Source organism: Streptomyces stelliscabiei (genome assembly GCF_014873495.1).
Lineage (GTDB): Bacteria > Actinomycetota > Actinomycetes > Streptomycetales > Streptomycetaceae > Streptomyces > Streptomyces bottropensis.
The window spans coordinates 4,955,395-4,978,674 of record NZ_JADBGF010000001.1; the positions used below are offsets into that span (position 1 = coordinate 4,955,395).

Consider the following 23,280-nt stretch of genomic DNA (forward strand, 5'->3'; position numbering starts at 1 on the left):
GTGACAGGGGACGCGGGTGGGTGCGGGGTGGGGTGCGTCGTCGGGTGCGTCGTCGGGTGCGGCCCCGGTGGACGCGACGCGCGAGGTCAGCCCAGTGCGCGGCCGAGGAGGTACACCGCCGGGGCCGCGGCCGTCAGCGGCAGGGCCACACCCGCGGTGAAGTGGACGAAACGCGAGGGATAGTCGTACGCGGCGACCCGATGCCCGATGAGCGCACACAGCCCCGCCCCGGCACCGAGCAACGCACCGGACGTACCGAGCTCCGTCGCACCGCCGACGGCGATACCCGCGCCGGCCGCCGCCAGCAGGGACACGATCACCGAGACCGGCGTGGGCAGCGGCAGGGCACGGGCCAGCACGGCCACCGCCACCGCGACCCCGCCCACGGTCACCGCGTCCGCCACGGCCGCCAGATAGCCGGTCGCGATGATCGACAGCGCGGCCGAGGCCACCGTCGCCATCAGCCCGTACATCCGCTCGTCCGGATCCGCGTGGCTGCGCAGCCCGAGCACGATGCTGAGCAGCACCCAGACACCGAGCGTCCCGAGGATCGCGGCGGGCGCGTTCTCCCGCCCGGCCACGAACAGCGCCGCGTCCGCCGCGAGAGCCCCCGCGAACGCCAGCACGATGCCCTGCCGGGCCGGCCACATGCCGTTCAGCCGGAACCAGCCCGCCGCGGTCACGGCCTGGAGGACCACCAGCGGCACGGCGAGGGCGTACTCGCCGATCGCCGCCGCACCGGCCAGCAGCAGGCCCAGGACGGCCGTGATCAGCGCCGGCTGCATCCCGGGCTCGATGATCGGCGACCGCCCCTCGGCCCGCGCCCGTTGGGCGTCGGTGACCCGCGTGTTGCCCGTGAGGGTGGGCGGACCGTAACCCGGCTCGGGCGTCTGCCGCGCCGGGGTCTGCGGAGGCTGAGGCGTCTGCGGGGATGTCCGCGGCGTGTGCTGCCCGTGCGGGTCATAGGGACCTAGCGGCCCCTGCTGCCCCTGCTGCCCGTACTGCCCGCTCGGGCCGTCCGTCTGCGGGGACAGGTACGCCGTCTCCGTGAGGTGCGCCGGGGCGGCCGGCGGGGTCTGGGGCTGGATCTGGGTCTCCCAGGTCTGGCCCTCCCACTGCTGGGTGTACTGCTGGGCGTGGGCGGCCTGGCTCTCGTCGTAGCCCTGCCACTCGGGCTGCGGCGCCTGGGCCCCGTGCTGCTGCGGCGGCTGCTGGTACTCGTCGTAGCCCTGGTGGCCCTCGTACCCGTACGGCTGGTTGCTCATGATGTGGGGGTCACCCTCCTGCGAACGGCGGAAGCACCTCGACCGTGCCGCCCTCGGCCAGACGTACCGTCTCATGGGCGCGGGTGCCCACGGGGTCGCCGTCAACGAGGAACGAGCATCGCCGCAGGACGCGGGCGAGTTCGCCGGGGTGTCGGTCGCGGACCGCGTTCAGGGCGTCCGCGAGGGTGGCCGCGTCGTAGGGCTCCTCGGCGAGGCCGGCTGCGGACTTGGCCGCGGCCCAGTAGCGGACGGTGCCCTTTGGCATCTGCGTTCCTCTGTGTTCGTCGTGACGGGCATCAGGCTACGGGGCGGTCGGCGCGGTGGGGAAACCGCGGGTGAGCGGGCGCTCGGCGGCACGGCCCGCCCCGCCCCGCCCCTCGGGTGGCGCTACCGGGGGCATGCGTGCACCACCCACTCCCCGATCCGCCCCAGCAATTCCCCGCTCGCCGCGTTCTCCGCGTGTCCCATCCCCCGTTCCAGCCACAACTCGCCGTTCTCGCCCGCCGCTGCCGCCAGCATTTCGGGGTGATCGGTCGGAAAGTAGCCGTCGCTGTCGCCGTGGACTATCAGGAGCGGGGTCGGGTCGATGAGCGGAACGGATTCGACCGGGGAGAGGGGGACGGGGTTCCAGTCACGGTGGTGGATACGGGTCCGGAAGCCGTAGCGGCCGACCAGGCGGCCCTCGGGACGGGTGATCAGCCAGTGGACGCGGCGCATGGGGGCCGTGCCCCGGTAGTACCAGCGGGCGGGGGCACTGACGGACACCACCGCGTCGGGCCCGCCGAGGCGATCGGGGCGGTCGGGGCCGCCTGAGCCGTCGGGGCGGTCGGGGTGCTCGGAGCCGTCGGGCAGGGCGGCGTGGCGCAGGACGACCGAGCCGCCCATGGAGAACCCGACCGTGGCGACGCGCTCGTGCCCGAGTTCGCGGGCCCAGCGGACCGCCGCCGCGAGGTCGAGCACCTCGCGGTCGCCGACCGTGGAGTGGCCGCCGGACCGTCCGTGGCCGCGGAAGGAGAAGGTGACGACGGACCCGTACCGCGTGAGCGCCGCCACCACCCTCCGAACATGCGGACGGTCGGCGTCACCCGTGAAGCCGTGTGCGACGACGACGGCCAGATGGCCGGAGGATGGAGTTCCGGTGTCGTCCGAGCGGTCGTCCGAGCCCTTGTATACAACGACTTTCGGATCGTATACAGCCTCGATATTCACCCCGTCGTCAGTGCGTAGAAACCTGCGCAAAGGGGTTCGGGGCGGCCACGAAGTCGTTCGACCGGCCGTCTCAGAGTTCGGAATGCCGAAAGATCGCGTCACATCACCTGCCGGACCAGGACTCATGTGGGCTATTCTGCTGGACAGAGGACTCGGGCAATGTCGCCCCCGGGTCCTTTTGTGCTTTCGGAAGCGTTGTATACGAGCGGGAAACACCAGGTGACCGCAGGTGTACGGGCCCCGGGATCGCAGAGCAGAACACTGAGCGACACCGCATTGCAGGATCGCGGTGACGCGCAGTGCCACACACGTCCTCGCAGGGACCGAGGAGGAACCAGACGTATGAGTTCTCTGCTGCTCCTGACCAACGCCCTCCAGCCTTCCACGGAGGTGCTTCCCGCCCTCGGGCTGCTGTTGCACAACGTGCGCGTGGCCCCGGCCGAAGGCCCCGCCCTCGTCGACACCCCCGGTGCGGACGTCATCCTGATCGACGGCCGCCGTGACCTTCCGCAGGTCCGCAGCCTGTGTCAGCTGCTCCGCTCCACGGGACCCGGCTGCCCCCTCATCCTCGTCGTGACCGAGGGCGGCCTCGCCGCCGTCACCGCCGACTGGGGCATCGACGACGTCCTGCTCGACACCGCCGGCCCCGCCGAGGTGGAGGCCCGCCTGCGGCTGGCCATGGGCCGGCAGCAGATCGTCAACGACGACTCCCCCATGGAGATCCGCAACGGCGATCTCTCCGTGGACGAGGCGACCTACAGCGCCAAGCTCAAGGGCCGCGTCCTCGACCTCACCTTCAAGGAGTTCGAGCTCCTGAAGTACCTCGCGCAGCACCCGGGCCGTGTCTTCACCCGCGCCCAGCTGCTCCAGGAGGTCTGGGGATACGACTACTTCGGCGGTACGCGGACGGTCGACGTCCACGTGCGACGGCTGCGCGCCAAGCTCGGCCCCGAGCACGAGTCGCTGATCGGGACGGTCCGGAACGTCGGTTATCGATTCGTTACGCCCGAGAAGGCGGAGCGCGCCGCCGACGACGCCAAGGGCAGGGCGGCCTCCCCAAAGGCGGCGGATGCGGACGAGACGGCGCCCCTGGACGCGGTCGAGATCACGGCCGAGGCGTAATGGCGATCCCGCCGGGCGACGTACGCACTGGTAACCCTCGGGTCCGCCGGCGTACGCCCTGCCCAGCGGCGATCCATCCGCGTAGACTCCGCGCGTGGCCAAGGTGACTCGGGATGACGTGGCAAGACTGGCGGGTACGTCGACCGCCGTCGTGAGCTACGTCATCAACAACGGACCCCGGCCGGTCGCCCCGGCCACGCGCGAGCGTGTCCTCGCCGCTATCAAGGAACTGTCGTACCGGCCCGACCGGGTCGCGCAGGCGATGGCTTCGCGGCGCACCGAGCTGATAGGCCTGATCGTCCCGGACGCGCGCCAGCCGTTCTTCGGCGAGATGGCGCACGCGGTCGAACAGGCGGCGGCCGAGCGCGGCAAGATGGTCCTCGTCGGGAACTCCGACTACGTCGCCGAGCGCGAGGTCCACTATCTGCGGGCGTTCCTCGGGATGCGCGTCTCGGGGCTGATCCTCGTCAGCCACGCCCTCAACGACAACGCCGCCGCCGAGATAGAGGCGTGGGACGCCCGGGTCGTGCTGCTGCACGAGCGGCCCGAGGCGATCGACGACGTGGCCGTGGTGACCGACGACATCGGCGGCGCGAAGCTCGCCGTCGAGCACCTTCTCTCGCACGGCTACGCGTACGTGGCCTGTCTGGGCGGTATCGCCGAGACCCCGCTCGTCGGCGACCCCGTCTCCGACCACGTCGAGGGCTGGCGGCGCGCGATGGACGAGGCCGGGATCCCCACCGAGGGACGGCTCTTCCAGGCCCCCTACAACCGGTACGACGCCTACCAGGTCGCGCTGAAGCTGCTGGCGGAGCCGGGGCGGCCGCCGGCCATCTTCTGCTCCACCGACGACCAGGCGATCGGCGTGCTGCGGGCCGCGCGCGAGCTGCGCATCGAGGTACCGAGCGAGCTGGCCGTCGCCGGGTTCGACGACGTCAAGGAGGCGGCGCTGACCGACCCGCCGCTGACGACGATAGCGACGGACCGTACGGGGATGGCGCGGGCGGCGGTGGACCTGGTGCTCGACGACGGAATCCGGGTCGCCGGATCCCGTCGCGAGCGGGTGAAGCTGTTTCCGTCGACGCTGGTGGCTCGGCGGTCGTGCGGGTGCGAGTAGCTCCGCTGGGCGCGAGTGGCTAGGGCTTGAGGTCGGCTGCTGACCTCCTCGGGCGCCTTTATATGGGGCGAACGAGGTTCTGGTGGGGTTCTCAGGGAGCACTCAGGAACGTCTCATGGTCGGGCGGCACGCTCTGAGTCATGACCGAGAGCTTCCGCCGCAGCGGCGAGTACGAGAACCCCTACCAGGGTCAGCAGCAGCAGCACTCCGGGTACGCCACGGGCGAGACCCAGCAGCAGCCCGCGTACCTCCAGCAGCAGCCCGCCTCCGCGCCGGGGAACCCGGTGCACCCGGGAAACCCGGTGCACCCGGTGAACCCGGAGTGGCCGCCCCCGCCGGCGTACGACCCCGCGTCGGCTTCGGCACCGGGATCGGCATCCGCGTTCGGCGCTCCCACCGCGCTTCTCACCGAGCCGGTCTCCTCCGCCGGCGCCCCCGGATCGGCGCCCGCGTCGAGAAGGCGGGCCCGGGGTCCGATCGTGCTGCTGGCGGCCGTGGCGTTCGTCGCGGCGGCGATCGGCGGCGGCACGGCGTACGGCATCCAGGAGCTGACCGGCACGGACACCGTGGCCTCCAGCTCCACCAGCACGAACGTGGTGCCCACCAGCCAGAAGGGCACGGTCTCCGGGGTCGCCAAGGCGGTCAGCCCGAGCATCGTCGAGATCAACGCCAGCTCGAACGCGGGTGAGTCCACCGGTTCCGGTGTGATCATCACCAGTGACGGCGAGATCGTCACCAACAACCACGTCATCGCCGGCGCCTCCCAGATCAAGGTGTCGACGAGCGACGGCAAGACCTACACGGCCGAGGTCGTCGGCACGGACAGCAAGAAGGACCTCGCCCTCATCAAGCTGCGCGACGCCTCCGGGCTGAAGACCGCCACGCTCGGCGACTCCGCCGGCGTCAAGGTCGGCGACCAGGTCGTGGCGATCGGCTCCCCCGAGGGCCTGACCGGCACGGTCACCAGCGGCATCGTCTCCGCCCTGAACCGCGACGTGACGGTGTCGACGGACGAGAGCCAGGGACAGCAGCAACAGCAGGGCGGTGGCGGCGGGCAGTGGCCGTTCGAGTTCGGCGGGCAGCAGTTCAACGGCGACACCGGTTCGTCCACGACGACGTACAAGGCGCTCCAGACGGACGCGTCGCTGAACCCGGGCAACTCCGGTGGCGCCCTCATCGACATGAACGGCAACATCATCGGCATCAACTCCGCCATGTACTCCGCCGCGGACGCCTCCTCCTCCAGCGCCGGCAGCGTGGGCCTCGGCTTCGCGATCCCCGTCAACACGGTCAAGGCCGACCTGAGCACGTTGCGGGCGGGCGGCTCGGACTGAGGTCCGGCGCTCCCTGTCCAACAGGCGTCCCGTGCAGTCCCGTGCAGCCCGGTCCAGTCCCGTGCAGTCCAAGGAGTTCGACATGATCACGCAGATCTCGCACGACGTGGAGAGCGCCGGCGACCCGGCCGGGCTGGGCCTCGCCCTCGCGGTGGCCGCCGAGCTGCACGCGCCGGTGACCCGGGCCCCCGAGGTGGCGTCCGCCGCCCGAGGCACAGCCCGCCGCACCACGGCCGCCCGACCGCATCGCCGTACGGTTCGCGGCTGATCCGCACGGGCTACTGCGCGACCAGGGGACGTGCAAGGCTAGGGCGGCACCGAGCCACCGGCCACGACGCACCCGGCACCGCACGAACACCCCTACGGCGCCCCGGCCCTGTCCACCACCGCACCCGAGGAACGAACCCACCATGAGCCCCGCCGAAGGCGCCCCCGAACCCCAGCGCATCCTCATCGTCGACGACGAGCCGGCGGTGCGTGACGCCCTCAAGCGCAGCCTCGCCTTCGAGGGCTACGGCACCGAGGTCGCCGTCGACGGCGCGGACGCGCTGGAGAAGGCGACCACGTACCGGCCGGACCTGGTGATCCTCGACGTCCAGATGCCGCGGATGGACGGGCTGACCGCCGCCCGCCGTATCCGCGGCGCCGGTGACACGACCCCGATCCTGATGCTCACGGCCCGCGACACGGTCGGTGACCGCGTCACCGGCCTCGACGCCGGCGCGGACGACTACCTGGTCAAGCCGTTCGAGCTGGACGAACTCTTCGCCCGGGTCCGCGCGCTGCTGCGCCGCAGCACGTACGCCGCCGCCCAGGCCGGCGCCGCCGAGGTGGACGAGGCGCTCACCTTCGCGGACCTGCGGATGGATCTGGCGACGCGGGAGGTCACGCGGGGCGTGCGCCCGGTGGAGCTGACCCGTACGGAGTTCACGCTGCTGGAGATGTTCATGGCGCACCCGCGCCAGGTCCTCACGCGGGAGCAGATCCTCAAGGCGGTCTGGGGCTTCGACTTCGAGCCGTCCTCCAACTCCCTGGACGTGTACGTCATGTACCTGCGCCGCAAGACCGAGGCGGGCGGCGAACCCCGGCTCGTGCACACGGTGCGGGGTGTCGGGTACGTCCTGCGGCAGGGCGGCGCGGAGTGAGGAAGCTCCTGAGCCGCTACCGGTCCCTGCCGATCCGGGCCCGGCTGTCGATGCTGGTCGCGGCGGCGGTGGCGTTCGCGGTGGCGGCGGTGTCGGTGACGTGCTGGTTCATCGTGCAGGGGAAGCTGTACGAGCAGCTCAACGACGATCTGAAGAAGTCCGTGGGCATAGGGATGATGCGGAACGCGGCCGAACAAGCGGTCAACTCCTGCACGCAGATCCCGGCGGAGAACGACGGCCGCCAGGGCCCCCAGAACACCTACTTCCAGGTGGTCCTGGAGGACGGAACGCCCTGCGTCCTGCCCTTCTCCGCGGGCCTGGTGAACGTCAGCCAGGACGACGAGGAGATCGTCAGCGACACGGAGCGTGATCTCACCCTCTACCGCAACGGCACCGACTCGGAAGGTGTCGACGTCCGGATCATGACCACGCCGGTGACCCTCACCGACCAGACCACCGGACAGACGTCCAACGCGGCGATCGTCGTCGCGCTCCCCCTCAAGGGCACCCAGTCCACCCTCAACGACCTCGCCCTCATCCTCCTCGTCGTCTCCGGCATCGGAGTCGTCGGCGCCGGGGCGGCCGGTCTGGCCGTGGCCCGTGCGGGTCTGCGCCCGGTCGACAAGCTCACCGAGGCGGTCGAGCACGTGGCGCGGACCGAGGACCTGGGCATCCGCATCCCCGTGGAGGACAGGAGCGAGGACGAGATCGCCCGCCTCTCCCGCTCCTTCAACTCCATGACGAGCGCCCTCGCCAGCTCCCGCGAGCTGCAGCGACAGCTGATCGCGGACGCCGGCCACGAACTCCGTACGCCCCTCACGTCTCTCCGCACGAACATCGAACTCCTCACCCGTAGCGAGGAGACGGGCCGCCCCATCCCGGCGGACGACCGCAAGGCCCTGCTCGCCTCGGTGACGGCCCAGATGACCGAACTGGCCGCGCTGATAGGCGACCTGCAGGAGCTGTCGCGCTCGGAGGCGGGTCAGCAGGGCGGCCGGCACCTCCAGGTGGTCGACTTCCAGGAGACCGTGGAGGCGGCCCTGCGGCGGGCCCGGCTGCGCGGCCCCGAGCTGACGATCACGGCTGACCTCCAGCCCTGGTACGTCCGCTCCGAGCCGTCCGCCCTGGAGCGGGCCATCGTCAACATCCTCGACAACGCGGTGAAGTTCAGCCCCGAGGGCGGCACGATCGAGGTCTCCCTGGACGAGGGTGTCCTCCTGGTCCGCGACCACGGCCCCGGCATCCCCGCCGACGAACTCCCCCACGTCTTCGACCGCTTCTGGCGCTCCCCCAGCGCGCGGGCCCTGTCGGGTTCGGGACTGGGCCTGTCCATCGTGGCCCGCACGGTCGAACAGGCGGGCGGCGAGGTGTCCCTGTCCCCCGCGGACGGCGGCGGCACGCTGGCGACGGTACGGCTGCCGGGGGCGGCCACTCCGCCGCCGGAGGGGCCGGCGGGGGCCTGAGCGGGGGTGCGGGCCGGGGTGTGCGGGGCGGGATCGCGCCTTACCTGCCCGAAGCGCATCAACAGAACCAGGTGGTCCTGCGGGTACTGGTCGCGGCGGCGTTCGGCTACGCGACGGCGGCTACCAGGTGGTCTGCGACGGCGTCGTCGGGCCCTGGTTCATCGGCCTCTTCCGCGCGACCGCCCAGCAGCGGGTTCTGCCGCTGAGCTACGTCATCCTTCGGCCGGACCCTGCGCACCACACTGGAACGGGCGACGAGCCGGGCCGACGACGCCATGACCGACCCCGAGCCGATTCGGCTCACTCCAGGGCCGGTTCAGCGACCTGGGCGCCTACGAGGCCCACGTCCTGGATTCCACCAGCCCGACCGCCGAGGCAACCGCCGAGAGCATCCTGCGAGGGGTCGCGACGGGCGCCCGCCTCCTCGCGTGACGTGTTCGTGACATGTTTCTGAGTGGGGTCTGAGAACGCTCTGACGCCGCTGTGAGGTCCGTCGTGTTCGCTACCGGTGAGTTCTTCGAGTTCTTCCGTTCCCCAGACGACAGAACCGGTGGCTGCCGACGCCGGCGTAGAGCAGTAGGAGCGCACAGCAATGCGAACCGCACTCAAGGTCAAGGCATCTCTCAAGCGGGGCGCCCTCGTCGCCGCCTCCACCGCGCTGGCCGTGTCCGGCGTCCTGGCCGGCACCGGCTCCGCGCAGGCGGCCACCGGGCCCGGCGGCGCCACGAACATCCGGGGCGTGGACCCCGGCAACACCGACTCGATGATCGAGCGGCTCTGCGGCCAGAAGACGAGCCTGACGGGCGTGTACGGGGCCCTCAACGTCCGTACCGGCCAGTTCAAGACGCGCGACGAGTACCTGCGGGACGTCGTCGGGCTGTGGGTGCCGGCCGGTGACTGGGAGACCTTCCGCGGCTGGTGCGGCAACGCGCAGGCCTCGACCTGGTCCACCACGGGCGCCGCCGTCCGCACCTCCCCCTGGATCGGCAACCGGGGCTCGAAGGACGACAAGGAGACCTTCGTCAGCAGCTACAGCACGAAGACGTTCGCGAAGAAGAGCGTCGGCGCGGAGATCAGCCTGTCCGTGGCCAAGAGCATCTTCTCCGGCAGCGCGGGCGGCAGCTTCTCGTACGAGTGGGGCTGGGAGAAGTCGTCGAGCTTCGAGCGCCGCAGCGAGAAGACGATTCCGCCGTGCACGCAGATCGCCGTGACGTGGACGCCGTTCCAGCGCGTGGTCCGCGTCAACCCGATCTTCTACGTCGAGGACTACTCCTGGAACAAGGGCAACGGCGAGAAGACCGTGCACACCTGGCGCAACCGCTCCTACCGCACGATCTACTCGTACGGCTACTACATCGACGGCACCTCCGACAAGCTCCTGCCCAACGGCCAGCCCGACGGCCGGGAGGACAAGTGGGAGCAGAAGCTGGACCCGAAGACCTGCGCCCGCTGAGGCACCCCCGGCCCGGCCGGGCGAGGTGAACGACCCCGTGAACAGCGGTACCCCGTGCCCCTCGAAGGGGCACGGGGTACCGTGCGTGCGACCGCGAGTGCCTAGCCGAGGATCGTGATCCGGTTGGCGGCCGGCGGGGCGAGCGGTGCGCCCGCCGAGGAGTTGGCCAGCAGGTACTGCTCCAGGGCGGCGAGGTCGTCCGCGCCGACCAGGTCGTTCGTGCCCTTGCCCAGCGTCGGGTAGCCGTCGCCGCCGCCCGCGAGGAAGCTGTTGGTGGCGACGCGGTACGTGGCGGCCGGGTCGATGGCGACGCCGTTGAGCTTGATGGTGCCGACGACGACGCGGTCGGCGCCGGTCTTCGTGAGGTCGAGCGTGTACGTCAGACCGGACGACGGCAGCAGCACCTTCGGCGCGGCGGTGTTCGAACCGCTCACCTGCTCCTTGAGGACCTGGATGATCTGGGCACCCGTGAAGTCCTGGAGGTTGACCGTGTTGGAGAACGGCTGGACGGTGAAGCCCTCGGCGTAGGTCACCACGCCGTCGCCCTCGGTGCCCTTGGCCGCGTAGGTGAGCGGCGCGCGCACACCGCCGGGGTTCATCAGCGCGAGGTCGACCTCGGGGTCCAGCGTCTTGCCGTACCAGTACTGCGCATCGGCGATGAGGTCACCCATCGGGGTCTCGGTGCCGACGTTGGGCACATCGGCGGATATGTAGCCGATGGTGCGGTTGCCGATGGGGGCGGCGAGGGTGTTCCACCTGCTGATGAGGGCCGTCATGTCGGCGGCCTTCGGGACGGTCCGGGTGACCACGTGGTTCGCGGACTTCACGGCCGTACGGGCGATGTCGTTGGTCTGACGGTCGTACGTCAGCGTCGTGTCGGTGTAGAGGCGGCCGAAGGACGCGGCCGAGGTGACCATGCGCGGCTGGCCCGCCGGGTCGTTGATCGTGCAGGCGTACGCGGCGTGCGTGTGGCCGGTGACGAGGGCGTCGACCTTCGGGGTGATGTTCTTGGCGATGTCGACGATCGGACCGGAGATGCCGTCACCGGCGCCGGGCGAGTCGCAGTCGTAGTTGTACGACTGGGAGGCGGGGAGGCCGCCCTCGTGGATCAGCGCGACGACCGACTTGACGCCCTGACCCTCCAGCTCCTTGGCGTACTTGTTGATCGTCTCGACCTCGTCCTTGAACTTGAGGCCCTTGACGCCCTCGGCGGAGACGACACCGGGGGTGTCCTCCAGCGTCACACCGATGAAGCCGATCTTGACGCCGTTCTTCTTCCACACCCAGTAGGGCTTCAGGAGCGGCTTGCCGGTCTTCTCCTCGATGACGTTCGCCGCGAGGTACGGGAAGTCGGCGCCCTTGAACTTCTTGCCGTCGACGTAGCAGCCGTCGACCTTGTGGCAGCCGCCCTTCTGCAGGCGGCGCAGTTCCTTGGCGCCCTCGTCGAACTCGTGGTTGCCCACGCTCGTGACGTCGAGTTCGAGCCCGTTCAGCGCCTCGATGGTGGGCTCGTCGTGGAAGAGGCCCGAGATCAGCGGGGAGGCACCGACCATGTCACCCGCGGCGGCCGTGATCGAGAACTTGCTGTTGGCCTTGCGGGCGTCCCGCAGGTGCGTGGCCAGGTACTCGACACCACCGGCGTTGATAGTCGTGGTCGTACCGTCCTCGTGCAGCTCGGTCACCCGGCCCGAGGAACCGGCCGGCGGCTCCAGGTTGCCGTGCAGGTCGTTGAACGACAGCAGCTGCACGTCCTGGTACCGCGACTTGTTCTTGCCGGGCTTGTGCGACGGCGCCTCACCGGCGCTCGCCGGCATCGCGGCGGCCAGCGCCCCGACGGTCGCCAGGCCGGCCGCGGCGGCGAGGATCCGGTTGCGGCGGCCCCTGCGGCGCTGCGCTTGGGGTGTGGCTGACATGTGCCCCCCTGGATTCGTGAGAAGTAAGGAAAACGTGAGAACAGGCCCCGTCGGCCCGAAGCGTAGGGTCAACGCGCGTAGCGCGACAGGGGGTTCATGGTTACGACCTGGTTGCCGTCAGGGAGGAGTGCGAACGAAACGGCACGTATGGGGGCGCCGGATGCCCACGTCCTCGGCTTCATGGCGGGGCGCGGGCAGCCACATTCAAGCCGCGGCCGAGCCGCTGCCACGCCGCTGCCACGCGACAACGGGAAGCAACGGCGCTCGTGGGCACCCCCCTGGCCCACCCCGCGGTTAACCTCGAATCCATGACCAGCGACGACATCGCCCGGCCCGGCTCAGCCGCCCGCAGCATCGAGACCCGCCCGGACCTGACCGCCGCCCAGAAGGACGCCGTCCTCGCCCTGCTGGACGAGGCCACCCAGGTGGACGGCCAGCAGGCGGTGTCCGAGCAGGGCCGCCTCCAACTCCGCGGCGGCCCCCGGGAGGGCGTACGCCACCTCCTCCTCAGCGTCGGCGAGGACCTGGTCGGCTACGCCCAGCTGGAGGACAACGACCCGGTCGAGGCTCCCGCAGCCGAGCTGGTCGTCCACCCCTCCCACCGGGGCCACGGCCACGGCCGGGCCCTCGGCTCCGCCCTGCTCGCCGAGTCCGGCAAGCGCCTGCGCGTCTGGGCGCACGGCGGCCACTCCGCCGCCCGCCACCTCGCCCAGGTCCTCGGCCTCACCCTCTTCCGCGAACTGCGCCAGATGCGCCGCTCCCTGACCGACTTCGACCCCGCCGAGCCGGTCCTCCCCGAGGGGGTCACCGTCCGCGCCTTCGTCCCCGGCGAGGACGACGCGGCCTGGCTCGCCGCCAACGCGGAGGCCTTCGCCCACCATCCCGAACAGGGCTCCCTCACCCAGCGCGACCTCGACGACCGCAAGGCCGAGCCCTGGTTCGACCCGGCGGGCTTCTTCCTCGCCGAGCGCCACGGCGAGGGCGGCACCGAACTGGTCGGCTTCCACTGGACCAAGGCGCACGCCGCCGAACAGCTCGGCGAGGTCTACGTCGTCGGCGTCCGCCCCGGCGCCCAGGGCGGCGGCCTCGGCAAGGCCCTCACCACGATCGGCCTGCGCCACCTCGCCGCCCAGGGCCTGCCCACCGCGATGCTCTACGTCGACGCCGACAACAAGGCGGCGGTGACCGTGTACGAGCGGCTGGGCTTCGTGACGTACGAGACGGACCTGATGTACCGCAGCGAGACCTGAGGTAGCGCGGCGGGACCCGAGGCATCGCGGCGAAACCCGACGTACCCGGAGTTTTCCACAGGCTGGGGGCGGTGCTGTTGACACCGCCCCCTTTCTTGCACCACCCTTTCACTACTCAATTAGTGAAAGGGTGGTTGTCCGAGTGGTCGAGTACCGCATCGACCGGCGCAGCGGTGTCGCCACCTATGTGCAGATCGTCCAGCAGACCAAACAGGCCCTGCGGCTGGGCCTGTTGGAGCCCGGCGACAAGCTCCCCACGGCCCGCGAGGTCGTGGAGGCCACCGCCATCAACCCGAACACGGTGTTGAAGGCCTACCGCGAGCTGGAGCGCGAGGGTCTGGTCGAGGCCCGCCGCGGCCTCGGCACGTTCGTACGGAAGTCCCTGGGCAGCGCCCCGGCCGACTCCCCGCTGCGGGCCGAGCTGGACGCCTGGGCGGTACGGGCCCGGGAGGCGGGGCTCGAACGGGACGACGTGGCGGCCCACTTCACCTCCGTACTGGACGAACAGTTCACCAAGGACCGGCAGGACGAGCAGGACCGGCAGGACCGGCAGGACGGACGGAACCGCCACGACCAGCGAGACCGGCGAGACCAGAAGGATCAGGGGGACGACGTATGACGGGGACCGCGATGGAGGCGGCCGCGCTCGGCAAGAAGTTCGGGTGGCGGCAGGGTGGCTGGGCGCTGCGCGACTGCACGCTGCGGCTGCCGAGGGGACGGGTGTGCGCGGTCGTCGGACCGAACGGCGCGGGCAAGTCGACGCTCCTGGCCCACGCGGCGGGGCTGCTCCGCCCCACCGAGGGCGCCATCAGCGTGCTGGGCACGACCCCGGCCGCGGCCCGCGAGCGCATCGCGTACGTCGCCCAGGACAAGCCCCTGTATCCGCAGCTCACCGTCGGCGAGACCCTGCGGCTGGGCCACGAGCTGAACCCCCGGCGCTGGGACGCGGCCGTCGCCGGGCGGGTGGTGGACGAGGGCGGGCTGAGCCGGGTCGCCAAGATCCGCTCCCTCTCCGGCGGCCAGCGCACCCGGGTCGCCCTCGCCCTCGCCCTCGGCAAGCGCCCCGAACTGCTGCTCCTGGACGAGCCGATGGCCGACCTCGACCCCCTCGCCCGGCACCAGCTGATGGGCACCCTGCTCGCGGACAACGCCGAACACGGCACCACGGTTGTCATGTCCTCGCACGTAGTGGCCGAACTGGAGGGCTCCTGCGACCACTTGTTCCTGCTGGGCGTGGGGCGCGTCCGGCTCGCGGGCCCGCTGGAGGAGATCCTCGCCGCGCACACCCTGGTCACCGGCCCGGCCGGCGATCTCGCCCCGCACACCGTCGTCGAGTCCCGCACGACGGGGCGTCAGCTCACCGCGCTCATCCGCCCGCAGGGCCCCATCGGCCCCGACCGGCAGACCGCCGAGCCCACGCTGGAGGAGCTGGTCCTCGCCCACCTGAGGGCGCCCGAGGCTCCGGCCCTCACGCTCGACGACCCGGACGCCGGTGACCACACCGACGAGACCGACGGGGCCGACGGGGCCGAAGCGCGGGAGGCCACGGTATGAGCACCACGACCACCGAGACCGTGGGAACCGCCCGCACCGGGCAGCCGGACAGCCCGTCCCCGGCCTCGCTCCCTGCCCTCACCCCCACCCGCGGCCTGATCCGGGCCACCCTCCGCGTGCACCAGTCGGCGCTGTGGTTCTGGGCCCTGCTGATGGTCCTCGTCGGCGGCGGACTGCTGTGGGCCGCGGGACCCGGCATCGACGCGGCCTGGGCCGACCACGTGAGGAGGGGCTGCGCACTGGCCGACTACTGCGCGCGGGGCCCCGCGTACACCAGGTACGACCTGGTCGTCGGCCTCGGCCGCACCATCCTCACCGTCACCCCGGTCCTGATCGGCGCCTGGGCCGGCGGCGCGCTGATCGCCCGTGAGCTGGAGAGCGGCACGGCACACCTGGCCTGGACCCAGTCCGTCACCCCGACCCGCTGGCTCGCCGCCAAGCTGGCGGTCCCGGCCGCCCTGATCGTCTCGGGGACGGTCCTGCTGACCCTGCTGAACCGCCTGGTGTGGTGGCGGGAGGAGCGGCTCCGGCAGGCGCAGGCGACGGACGACTGGTTCGCGTCCACCGTCTTCGTCGGTCACGGGACCCTCGCCACGGCGTACGCCCTGCTGGGCCTGGCGGTCGGCGTCCTCGCGGGCCTGCTGCTCCGCCGCTCGCTCCCCGCGCTCGGCGCCGGCCTGGTGGGCACGGGCCTCCTCGCGGGCGTCCTGCAGTCCCACCGCCACCGGCTGTGGCCGGCCGAGACCCTCGTCTCCACGTCGTCCTCGATGCGCGACTGGTCGGGCGAACTGGTCGACCGCGGCTTCGTCAGCGGCACGGGCGAGCGCGTCTCGGACCTGAGCTGCACCGGCGACTCCTGCGACCGGACCGACGCCGTCGCCTTCTACGCCGACTTCCACCCCTCCTCCCACTTCTGGCCCCTCCAGCTCGTCGAGACCGGCATCGTCCTCACGGCCACCGCCCTGCTGGTCTGGGCCGCGTTCCGACTCCTGAGCCGCAGCACGGGAGGAGCCGTATGAGCACCGCAATCGTCACCGCGCCCGTCGAGGGCACCACGACCGCCCGCGGCGGCCTGACCTGGACCGTGTGGCGCGTGCACCGCGCGGCGCTGCTGGTGTGGAGCGCGTATGTGCTGCTCATGGTCGGGGGGATGCTCTGGCTGCGGTACGTCACCGGTGCGGAGGTACGCGCCGAGGAGGCTGCCTGCCGGCAGCTGGAGAACGGGTGCATCGACCTGGAGTCGGCCTTCGGCTACTCCCTGGGCATGAGCTGGGTCGACGCCCTGATCGCCTACTCCTCCTACGCCGTGGCCGCCTGGGCCGGGGCTTCACTGACCGGCCGTGAGCTGGAGCGGGGCACGGCCCAGCTGGCCTGGACCCAGTCCGTCACCCCGGTCCGGTGGCTCACCGTCAAGCTCGCGGTGCCCGCCGTCGCGCTGACCGCCGGCATCACGGTCCTGGTGCTGGTCTACCGCTGGGCCTGGTCCTCGGACCGGGACCTGCGCGGCGACGAGTGGTACTACACCGACCCCTTCCTGAACCGCGGCCCCGCAGTCCTGGCGTACGCCCTGTGCGCACTGGCCGTCGGCGCCCTGGCGGGCCTCGCCCTCAGGCGGGCGCTGCCCGCGCTGGCCGTGGCCTTCGGCTTCATGGTCGCGTTCCGCGCGTGGCTCGACGTGCGGTACGACGAACTGTGGCCCACCACGACCCTCACCGGCACCGCCGCAGGCCGGCTGCCGATGACGGCGGACCAGATGGAGCTGGGCGCGATCATCGGCTCCGGCACCCGCGTCAACGACCTGACCTGCTTCGATGTCGATTCCGACCTCGACTACACCCGGTGCATGAACAGGAACGGCTTCGCCGACCTGTACGCCGAGGTGCACCCGGCCTCCCACTTCTGGCCCCTGCACCTCATGACGACCGGCGTCGTCCTCGCCGTCGCCGTCCTCGCCACCGCCGCCGCCTTCCGGCTGCTGCGCCACCGCAGCCGCTGAGGCCGCACGGCCACCGGCGGCACCACGACCAGGCACGCCCCTCCTACGGGGGGGAGGGGCGTGCCGACGGCGTACGGCAGGTGAACAGCGCGCGTCAGCGGAACGGCGTACGCCGGGGCCCGGCGCACGTCCGCGCGGAACCGGGGGGCCTCCCCGCGCTATCCCGCACGTAAGGTCTCCGTAACCGGCGATTAAGACGGTCTTGCGACGCTTCCGCAATGAACCCCGTCGTGCCCGAGCCCTCGCCTCCCCCACGCAACGGCCCAAGCAACGGGAAGAGCGCGGGGAACGGCCCCCGTGCGACCGCGCCCGTCGCCCCGGACCACGCCACCGGTGTCGTCGACGTCGTCGCCCGTATCGACGCCGACATCGCCGAGAACGACGCCGTGAACGCCTCCGCGCCCCTCGCCGCACTCCCACCGGCCCTGTCCGACGCGCCTGTGATGCTCGCGGCGCGGAAGAATGGTGCCATGAGCCAGTCCAACGCCCAGGCAGACCAGGTCCAGCACGCACAGCCGACCGTCGGCTCCATAACGGGCCATCGCCCGCACACGGTGTCGGCCGCCGTCTCCGACCTGGAACCCGACATCGACGCCGACCTCGACGGATACGAGGAGGAGGACCACGGCGGCGAAAGGCTGCCGCAGGGCCGCTTCCTCGACCGGGAGCGCAGCTGGCTCGCCTTCAACGAACGCGTCCTGGAACTGGCCGAGGACCCGAACACCCCCCTCCTCGAACGGGCGAACTTCCTGGCGATCTTCGCCAGCAACCTCGACGAGTTCTTCATGGTCCGCGTGGCCGGCCTGAAGCGGCGCATCGCCACCGGCGTGGCCACCCGCTCCGCCTCCGGCCTGCAGCCCCGCGAGGTGCTGGAGATGATCTGGGCCCGCTCCCGCGAGCTGATGGCCCGGCACGCCGCCTGCTTCCACGAGGACGTCGCCCCGGCGCTGGCCGAGGAGGGCGTGCACCTGGTCCGCTGGAGCGAGCTGGCGGAGAAGGAGCAGGCCCGTCTCTTCACGCTCTTCCGCCACCAGATCTTCCCGGTCCTGACGCCGCTGGCCGTCGACCCGGCGCACCCCTTCCCGTACATCTCGGGTCTCTCCCTGAACCTGGCCGTACGCGTGCAGAACCCGGTGACCGGCACCTCGCACTTCGCCCGGGTCAAGGTGCCGCCGCTGCTGTCCCGCTTCCTGGAGGCCTCCCCGGGCCGGTTCGTCCCTCTGGAGGACGTGATCGGCGCTCACCTGGAGGAGCTGTTCCCGGGCATGGAGGTGCTGGAGCACCACGCCTTCCGGGTCACCCGCAACGAGGACCTGGAGGTCGAGGAGGACGACGCCGAGAACCTCCTCCAGGCCCTGGAGAAGGAGCTGATGCGGCGCCGCTTCGGGCCGCCGGTGCGCCTGGAGGTCGAGGAGAACATCAACCAGGAGGTCCTGGACCTGCTGGTGCGCGAGCTGAAGATCAAGGAGTCCGAGGTCTACCCGCTGACCGGGCCCCTGGACCTCACCGGCCTCTTCCGCATCGCCTCCCTGGACCGGCCGGAGCTGAAGTACCGCAAGTTCGTCGCCGGCGTCCACCGCGACCTGGCCGAGGTCGAGTCGGCGTCCGCGCCGGACATCTTCGCCGCCCTGCGCAGCCGGGACGTGCTGCTGCACCACCCCTACGACTCCTTCTCCACGTCGGTGCAGGCGTTCCTGGAGCAGGCGGCCGAGGACCCGGACGTCCTCGCGATCAAGCAGACCCTGTACCGGACGTCCGGCGACTCCCCCATAGTCAACGCGCTGATCGACGCCGCCGAGGCCGGCAAGCAGGTCCTCGTCCTGGTGGAGATCAAGGCGCGCTTCGACGAACACGCCAACATCAAGTGGGCGCGCAAGCTGGAGGAGGCCGGCTGCCACGTCGTCTACGGCCTGGTCGGTCTGAAGACCCACTGCAAGCTGTCCCTGGTGGTCCGTCAGGAGGGCGACACCCTCCGCCGCTACAGCCACGTCGGCACGGGCAACTACCACCCGAAGACGGCACGGCTCTACGAGGACCTGGGCGTGCTCACGTCCGACCCGCAGGTCGGCGCGGACCTCTCCGACCTCTTCAACCGGCTCTCCGGCTACTCGCGCCGCGAGACCTACCGCCGCCTGCTCGTCGCGCCCAAGTCCCTGCGCGACGGCCTGATCGCCCGCGTCAACAAGGAGGTCCAGCACCACCGTGCCGGACGTCCCGCCTACGTCCGCATCAAGGTCAACTCGATCGTGGACGAGGCCCTCATCGACGCCCTTTACCGGGCCTCGCAGGCGGGTGTGCCGGTCGACGTGTGGGTGCGCGGCATATGTGCCATCCGGCCCGGCGTCCCGGGCCTGTCGGAGAACGTCCGGGTGCGCTCCGTCCTCGGCCGCTTCCTCGAACACTCCCGGGTCTTCGGCTTCGGCAACGGCGGCGAGCCCGAGGTGTGGTTCGGCAGCGCCGACATGATGCACCGCAACCTCGACCGCCGGATCGAGGCTCTGATCCGGATCACCGACCCCGGCCACCGGGCGGCCCTCAACCGCCTGCTGGAGACCGGCATGTCCGACCTGACCTCCTCCTGGCACCTCGGCCCCGACGGCGAGTGGACCCGGCACTCGTACGACGCGGACGGCCAGCCCCTGCGCAACGTCCAGGAGATGCTCATTGACGCCCGGAGGCGCCGGCGTGGCACAGCAACACCTTGACCCCACCACGGACCCCACGGTCGTGCCCGCGGATGCCGTCGCCGGCTATCTGCGGGCCCGGGCCACGGAGTTCCTCCGCGCGCTGCGCACCCACCGCGAGACCGGTGGGGGCGCGGCGGGGGGTGCCGAGGAGTCCACCGACGCGGCGCTCGCCCTGCGCCGCTCGGCCCGCCGCATCAGCGGCACGCTGCACACCTTCCGCCCGCTCCTCGACACGGACTGGTCGGAGTCGCTCCGCCCCGAACTGGCCTGGCTGGCCGGCACGCTGGGCCGCGAACACGCCTACGCGGCCCGCCTGGACCGCCTGGTGACCGCCCTCAACCGCCTCTCGGGAGCGAGCCCGTTCCCGGCCCAGCAGGCGATGCCCGGCCGCTCCGCGGGCGGCCTGCCCGCCACCGGCCCCGCGGGCGGCCGCGCGGCCACCGCCGCCGTCGGCACCCGCCCCGCGGCGAACCCGGACCGCGGCAACCTGACCGTCGGCGCGGCGAAGGCCGGCGCCCTCCTGGACCGCCAGCTCACCCTCGCCCGCACCCGGGCCCACTCCGCCGCCCTCCAGGCTCTCGGCTCCAGCCGCTTCCACGCCGTCGCCGACAACGTCGCCGTGCTCGCCAGCGAGGTCCCCCTCACCCCCGCCGCCCCGATCGCGGACCTGCGCCCCCTCGCCGCCGCCGCCCACGACCGCCTGCGCGACGCGGTCACCGGCCTGCCCCTGCACACCGCCGGTCACGCGTACAACGCCGAGGCCCTCATCCACGGCCTCTCCGCGGACACCGCGCCCCACCCGCAGGACGCCCCCTGGCACCAGGTACGGCTCCTGCTCCGCCTCCACCGCTACGCCCTGGAGGTCCTGCACCCCGAGGCCGTCCCCGTCGACGTACGCCTCCTCGCGGCCGGCGAGGCCCTCAACCGCCACCGCGACGCCTCCGAGGCGGCCTCGGCCGCGGCCGCCGCCGCCCGCACCCCCCGTATCGCCCCGGCCACGGCCTACGCCCTCGGCGTCCTGCACGCCGACCAGCGCCACGAGGTGGAGGCCTCCCGGTTCACGTTCCAGCAGTCCTGGCAGAAGGAGGCGGTGAGCACGTCGTGACCGAGAACAGCGACACCGTCATCCGGGCGGCCGGCTGCGTCCTGTGGCGCCGCTCGCCCGAGGCCGGGGACCCGCGGATCTGCCTGGTCCACCGGCCCAAGTACGACGAGTCGCGGCATCGCTCATCACGGTGAAGGAACCCGCAGGTCAGAGGCATGACGAGATCGAGGTAGTGATGGACATCACACCACTGGTACGTGCCGCAGGCTGCGCCCTGTGGCGCCGACCGTCCTCCGCCGGGGGCATCGAACTGGCCTTGGTCTACCGGCCGAAGTGGTCGGACTGGTCCCTGCCGAAGGGCAAGCTCAAGCGCGACGAAGACGCTCGCGACGGCGCCCTCCGCGAAGTACTCGAGGAAACCGGCATGCGATGCGCCCTCGGCCCGGAACTCCCGACCGTCCACTACACCGACCACCAGGGGCGCCCCAAGCAAGTGCGCTACTGGGCGGCCGAAGCGACGCGCGGCACATTCACCCCGAACAGCGAAGTCTCCGACCTCCTCTGGCTGCCCCCTGAGGCCGCGACACGGCGACTCACGCACGAGAGGGACCGAACCGTGGTGTCCTCGCTCCTCGAAGCGCTGCACAAGACAGGGACGGACCGTTAGAGGGCGGGCTCGCGTGTGAAGGTGCGCACCGGCGAGCCCTTCCCGTGTTGCGCGAGGGATGCCTCGCCCGATCCTCGTCACGGGCTTCGGCATCTCGGCCTCGGCGGCCCGGAAACACGTGAACCCCCGGCCAGGGCCGGTGCGGATGGCCGGGTGAGCCGTCCATGCCCAAAGCCGAATGGCGCCCCCCAGGGAGGGCGCCACTCGCTCATTCCGCAGACCTCCTCAAGGAGATGAGGCCGTGGTCTCGCTCAGTCCTCACACTTTGCATTGGACTTGGACTTGGACTTGGCCTTGGCCTCCCACGGCCAGTCCTTCCCGTGCTCCTCCCAGGGGGGAGGACCCTCGTGCTTGGAGCAGTGGTGCTTGTGACCGCCGTGGTCCCCCTTGTCCCCGTGGCCGTCGTGACCACCGCCGGGTCCCGCAGGACCTTCAGGACCTTGAGGGCCTTCAGGGCCTTGGGGACCTTCAGGACCTTGGGGACCTTCAGGACCTTGAGGTCCGGTGTCTCCCTTGGGGCCCTCAGGTCCGACAGGCCCGGTGTCTCCCTTGGGGCCCTCAGGTCCGACAGGCCCGCTGGGCCCGGCAGGCCCGGTCGGTCCGGCAGGTCCCGTGGGTCCGACTGATCCGGCAGGCCCGGTCGGTCCGACTGATCCGGGAGGCCCGGTGGGACCGGTGTCTCCCGGGGGGCCCTCAGGCCCGGTGGGACCGGCGGGCCCGCTGGGACCGGCAGGTCCGCTGGGGCCGGCAGGTCCGCTGGGGCCGGCAGGTCCCGTGGGTCCAGGAGGACCACTGGGGCCGGCGGGCCCGGTCACGCAGAACGGCCTCGTGATGTCGTTGTTGTCCAGCGTCACCGCGGCGGTCTGCGCAAGTGCTCGGCCCTGGACGTCGGCGCCCGTATTCAGCGTGATGGACGCCAGGGCCATGATGGTGCCCACGAAGTCTGAATTTGTCCCGAGGGTGGCGGAACTGCCCACCTTCCAGAACACGTTGCAGGCCTGCGCACCGTTGATGAGTCTGACGCTGCTGTTCGAAGCGGTGATCAGCGTCTCTGTGGTCTGGAAGATGAAGACGGCGTTGGGGTCACCCTCGGCATTGAGCGTGAGTTCTCCGGTGATTCCCAACGTCGGGTTCGAGTAGACGCCGGGCCCCAGCACCCGTCCGCCGAGTTCGACCGCAACAGCGGTCCCGCTTCGGCCGGCCGCGTTGTTGTAGGCCGTGGTCAGATCCAGTTTCGCCTGATCAGCCGCGCCGTTGGCGATGTTCAGGGCGCCGAAGATCTCTCCGGGCGGGAAGCCCGTCACGGAGGTGCCCGGACTGAGCCCCACGTCGCCGATGATGTCGGAGTCGCCGGTGTTGGTGATCGTCGAACCGGCCAGGATCGCGTAGCTCTCGGCGGTCCCCAGCGGAACGGGGGGTTCTGCTGCCTGCGCGGTGGTGTTCCAGGCCAGAGTGGCCATGGCCAGCAGTACCACTCCGGGCACCACTGCGAGACGCGCCTTGAGGCGGCGGTGTATACGGGGTCTGCCTCGCGGCGGAGGTGTTGCGTCCACGACTGTCATGAGCCTGGCCTTTCTTGTCGTCAGTGAGCTCAGTCGCACCGGCACAAAAGCATCCCGGCCTCCGCGGTGAGTTCCGGTCGGGCCGGAAGTCGCCTCCCCCGTCAAGGTTCCGCGTCGCCTACCGCGAGGAGGGGAGCGCTGGGGCGGGAGCCTGCCGATGATGATGATCCGTCATCAACTAGCCCAAAGCTAGCAATAGCCCCATAAAGTGCATATGCCAAAGAGGCCGAACGAGGTGCAAGATGTGTGTGATTCACTCCGCCGGTCGTGTCGGTGCTTGATTCCGGCCCTCGGCCCGTTGTCGGGGAGGACGGGGCCACCAGCCGGATCACGGAGTGCCGCCCGGCTCGAACCGGCCGCTCCGGGCTCGGTTCCACCGCTGGAACAACGGGCGGTCGATCGCCTGACTGTCCGGCTGCCGTCGGCTCACCGTCCGGTACGAGCGAAGGGGCTCCCGCTTCCTCGCCTGGCTCGACCTCGCCGTCGCCCCTCACCCGC

Annotated in this window: 20 protein-coding genes and 1 pseudogene; 16 read left to right on the top strand and 5 right to left on the bottom strand. The window is 71.4% G+C overall.

The window, feature by feature from the left end:
- Positions 1 to 86 precede the first annotated feature (86 nt).
- The 3 genes from H4687_RS21875 to H4687_RS21885 form a co-directional block, all read right to left on the bottom strand.
- Complete coding sequence (locus tag H4687_RS21875) at positions 87 to 1,265, bottom strand: hypothetical protein (protein ID WP_046917843.1); 1,179 nt, start codon at positions 1,263 to 1,265, stop codon at positions 87 to 89.
- Positions 1,266 to 1,275: 10 nt separating this feature from the next.
- Positions 1,276 to 1,530, bottom strand: a complete 255-nt coding sequence (locus H4687_RS21880; RefSeq protein ID WP_046917844.1) for a MoaD/ThiS family protein — start codon at positions 1,528 to 1,530, stop codon at positions 1,276 to 1,278.
- 122 nt (positions 1,531 to 1,652) lie between these two features.
- Positions 1,653 to 2,600: an alpha/beta hydrolase gene (locus H4687_RS21885; RefSeq protein WP_097249885.1), complete on the bottom strand. Its 948-nt coding sequence runs from the start codon at positions 2,598 to 2,600 to the stop codon at positions 1,653 to 1,655.
- 216 nt (positions 2,601 to 2,816) lie between these two features.
- Here H4687_RS21885 and H4687_RS21890 point away from each other — a divergent pair, with 216 nt between their 5' ends.
- The 7 genes from H4687_RS21890 (at position 2,817) to H4687_RS21920 (ending at position 10,108) form a co-directional block, all read left to right on the top strand.
- Positions 2,817 to 3,596, top strand: coding sequence for a winged helix-turn-helix transcriptional regulator (locus H4687_RS21890; protein WP_046917846.1), 780 nt, complete (start codon positions 2,817 to 2,819; stop codon positions 3,594 to 3,596).
- Positions 3,597 to 3,690: 94 nt separating this feature from the next.
- Complete coding sequence (locus H4687_RS21895) at positions 3,691 to 4,713, top strand: LacI family DNA-binding transcriptional regulator (protein ID WP_046917847.1); 1,023 nt, start codon at positions 3,691 to 3,693, stop codon at positions 4,711 to 4,713.
- 140 nt (positions 4,714 to 4,853) lie between these two features.
- A complete protein-coding gene (locus H4687_RS21900) occupies positions 4,854 to 6,047 on the top strand; it encodes a S1C family serine protease (RefSeq protein ID WP_046917848.1) in 1,194 nt (397 codons plus the stop codon).
- An 82-nt stretch (positions 6,048 to 6,129) separates the two neighbouring features.
- Positions 6,130 to 6,315 carry a hypothetical protein gene (locus H4687_RS21905; protein WP_046917849.1) on the top strand — a complete coding sequence of 62 codons (186 nt, stop codon included), beginning with the start codon at positions 6,130 to 6,132 and terminating at the stop codon, positions 6,313 to 6,315.
- Positions 6,316 to 6,457: 142 nt separating this feature from the next.
- Positions 6,458 to 7,192 (top strand): response regulator transcription factor, encoded by a 735-nt coding sequence (locus H4687_RS21910; protein ID WP_046917850.1) that lies wholly within the window; start codon positions 6,458 to 6,460, stop codon positions 7,190 to 7,192.
- Positions 7,189 to 8,655, top strand: coding sequence for a sensor histidine kinase (locus tag H4687_RS21915; protein ID WP_050399177.1), 1,467 nt, complete (start codon positions 7,189 to 7,191; stop codon positions 8,653 to 8,655). Before H4687_RS21910 ends, H4687_RS21915 begins: the two co-directional genes overlap by 4 nt.
- Before the next feature lie 592 nt (positions 8,656 to 9,247).
- On the top strand, positions 9,248 to 10,108 hold the full coding sequence (locus H4687_RS21920; RefSeq protein ID WP_046913231.1) for a hypothetical protein: 861 nt from the start codon (positions 9,248 to 9,250) through the stop codon (positions 10,106 to 10,108).
- Positions 10,109 to 10,209: 101 nt separating this feature from the next.
- On the opposite strand, the gene H4687_RS21925 is transcribed toward H4687_RS21920, so the two are convergent.
- Positions 10,210 to 12,021 (bottom strand): bifunctional metallophosphatase/5'-nucleotidase, encoded by a 1,812-nt coding sequence (locus H4687_RS21925; RefSeq protein WP_046913232.1) that lies wholly within the window; start codon positions 12,019 to 12,021, stop codon positions 10,210 to 10,212.
- Between the two features lie 308 nt (positions 12,022 to 12,329).
- Between H4687_RS21925 and mshD the strand changes: the two genes are divergently transcribed.
- The 9 genes and pseudogenes from mshD (at position 12,330) to H4687_RS21970 (ending at position 21,220) form a co-directional block, all read left to right on the top strand.
- On the top strand, positions 12,330 to 13,271 hold the full coding sequence (gene mshD, locus H4687_RS21930; protein WP_046913233.1) for a mycothiol synthase: 942 nt from the start codon (positions 12,330 to 12,332) through the stop codon (positions 13,269 to 13,271).
- Between the two features lie 142 nt (positions 13,272 to 13,413).
- Positions 13,414 to 13,791: pseudogene (locus H4687_RS21935) on the top strand (GntR family transcriptional regulator); the annotation flags it as partial.
- A 95-nt stretch (positions 13,792 to 13,886) separates the two neighbouring features.
- Positions 13,887 to 14,825 (top strand): ABC transporter ATP-binding protein, encoded by a 939-nt coding sequence (locus tag H4687_RS21940; RefSeq protein WP_046913235.1) that lies wholly within the window; start codon positions 13,887 to 13,889, stop codon positions 14,823 to 14,825.
- A complete protein-coding gene (locus tag H4687_RS21945; RefSeq protein WP_046913236.1) occupies positions 14,822 to 15,844 on the top strand; it encodes a hypothetical protein in 1,023 nt (340 codons plus the stop codon). The genes H4687_RS21940 and H4687_RS21945 overlap by 4 nt, the downstream gene beginning before the upstream one ends.
- The gene (locus tag H4687_RS21950) at positions 15,841 to 16,821 is read left to right on the top strand and encodes an ABC transporter (RefSeq protein ID WP_046913237.1); all 981 of its coding nucleotides are present in this window, start codon (positions 15,841 to 15,843) and stop codon (positions 16,819 to 16,821) included. The genes H4687_RS21945 and H4687_RS21950 overlap by 4 nt, the downstream gene beginning before the upstream one ends.
- 470 nt (positions 16,822 to 17,291) lie before the next feature.
- Complete coding sequence (locus tag H4687_RS21955; protein ID WP_046913238.1) at positions 17,292 to 19,526, top strand: RNA degradosome polyphosphate kinase; 2,235 nt, start codon at positions 17,292 to 17,294, stop codon at positions 19,524 to 19,526.
- Positions 19,507 to 20,613, top strand: coding sequence for a CHAD domain-containing protein (locus H4687_RS21960; protein ID WP_050399273.1), 1,107 nt, complete (start codon positions 19,507 to 19,509; stop codon positions 20,611 to 20,613). Before H4687_RS21955 ends, H4687_RS21960 begins: the two co-directional genes overlap by 20 nt.
- Positions 20,610 to 20,747 (top strand): NUDIX hydrolase, encoded by a 138-nt coding sequence (locus H4687_RS21965; protein WP_159392207.1) that lies wholly within the window; start codon positions 20,610 to 20,612, stop codon positions 20,745 to 20,747. Before H4687_RS21960 ends, H4687_RS21965 begins: the two co-directional genes overlap by 4 nt.
- A 41-nt stretch (positions 20,748 to 20,788) precedes the next feature.
- Positions 20,789 to 21,220, top strand: coding sequence for an NUDIX hydrolase (locus H4687_RS21970; RefSeq protein ID WP_046918399.1), 432 nt, complete (start codon positions 20,789 to 20,791; stop codon positions 21,218 to 21,220).
- A 251-nt stretch (positions 21,221 to 21,471) separates the two neighbouring features.
- Here H4687_RS21970 and H4687_RS48095 read toward each other — a convergent pair whose 3' ends face one another.
- On the bottom strand, positions 21,472 to 22,782 hold the full coding sequence (locus H4687_RS48095) for an ice-binding family protein (RefSeq protein WP_107082385.1): 1,311 nt from the start codon (positions 22,780 to 22,782) through the stop codon (positions 21,472 to 21,474).
- Positions 22,783 to 23,280: the final 498 nt, after the last annotated feature.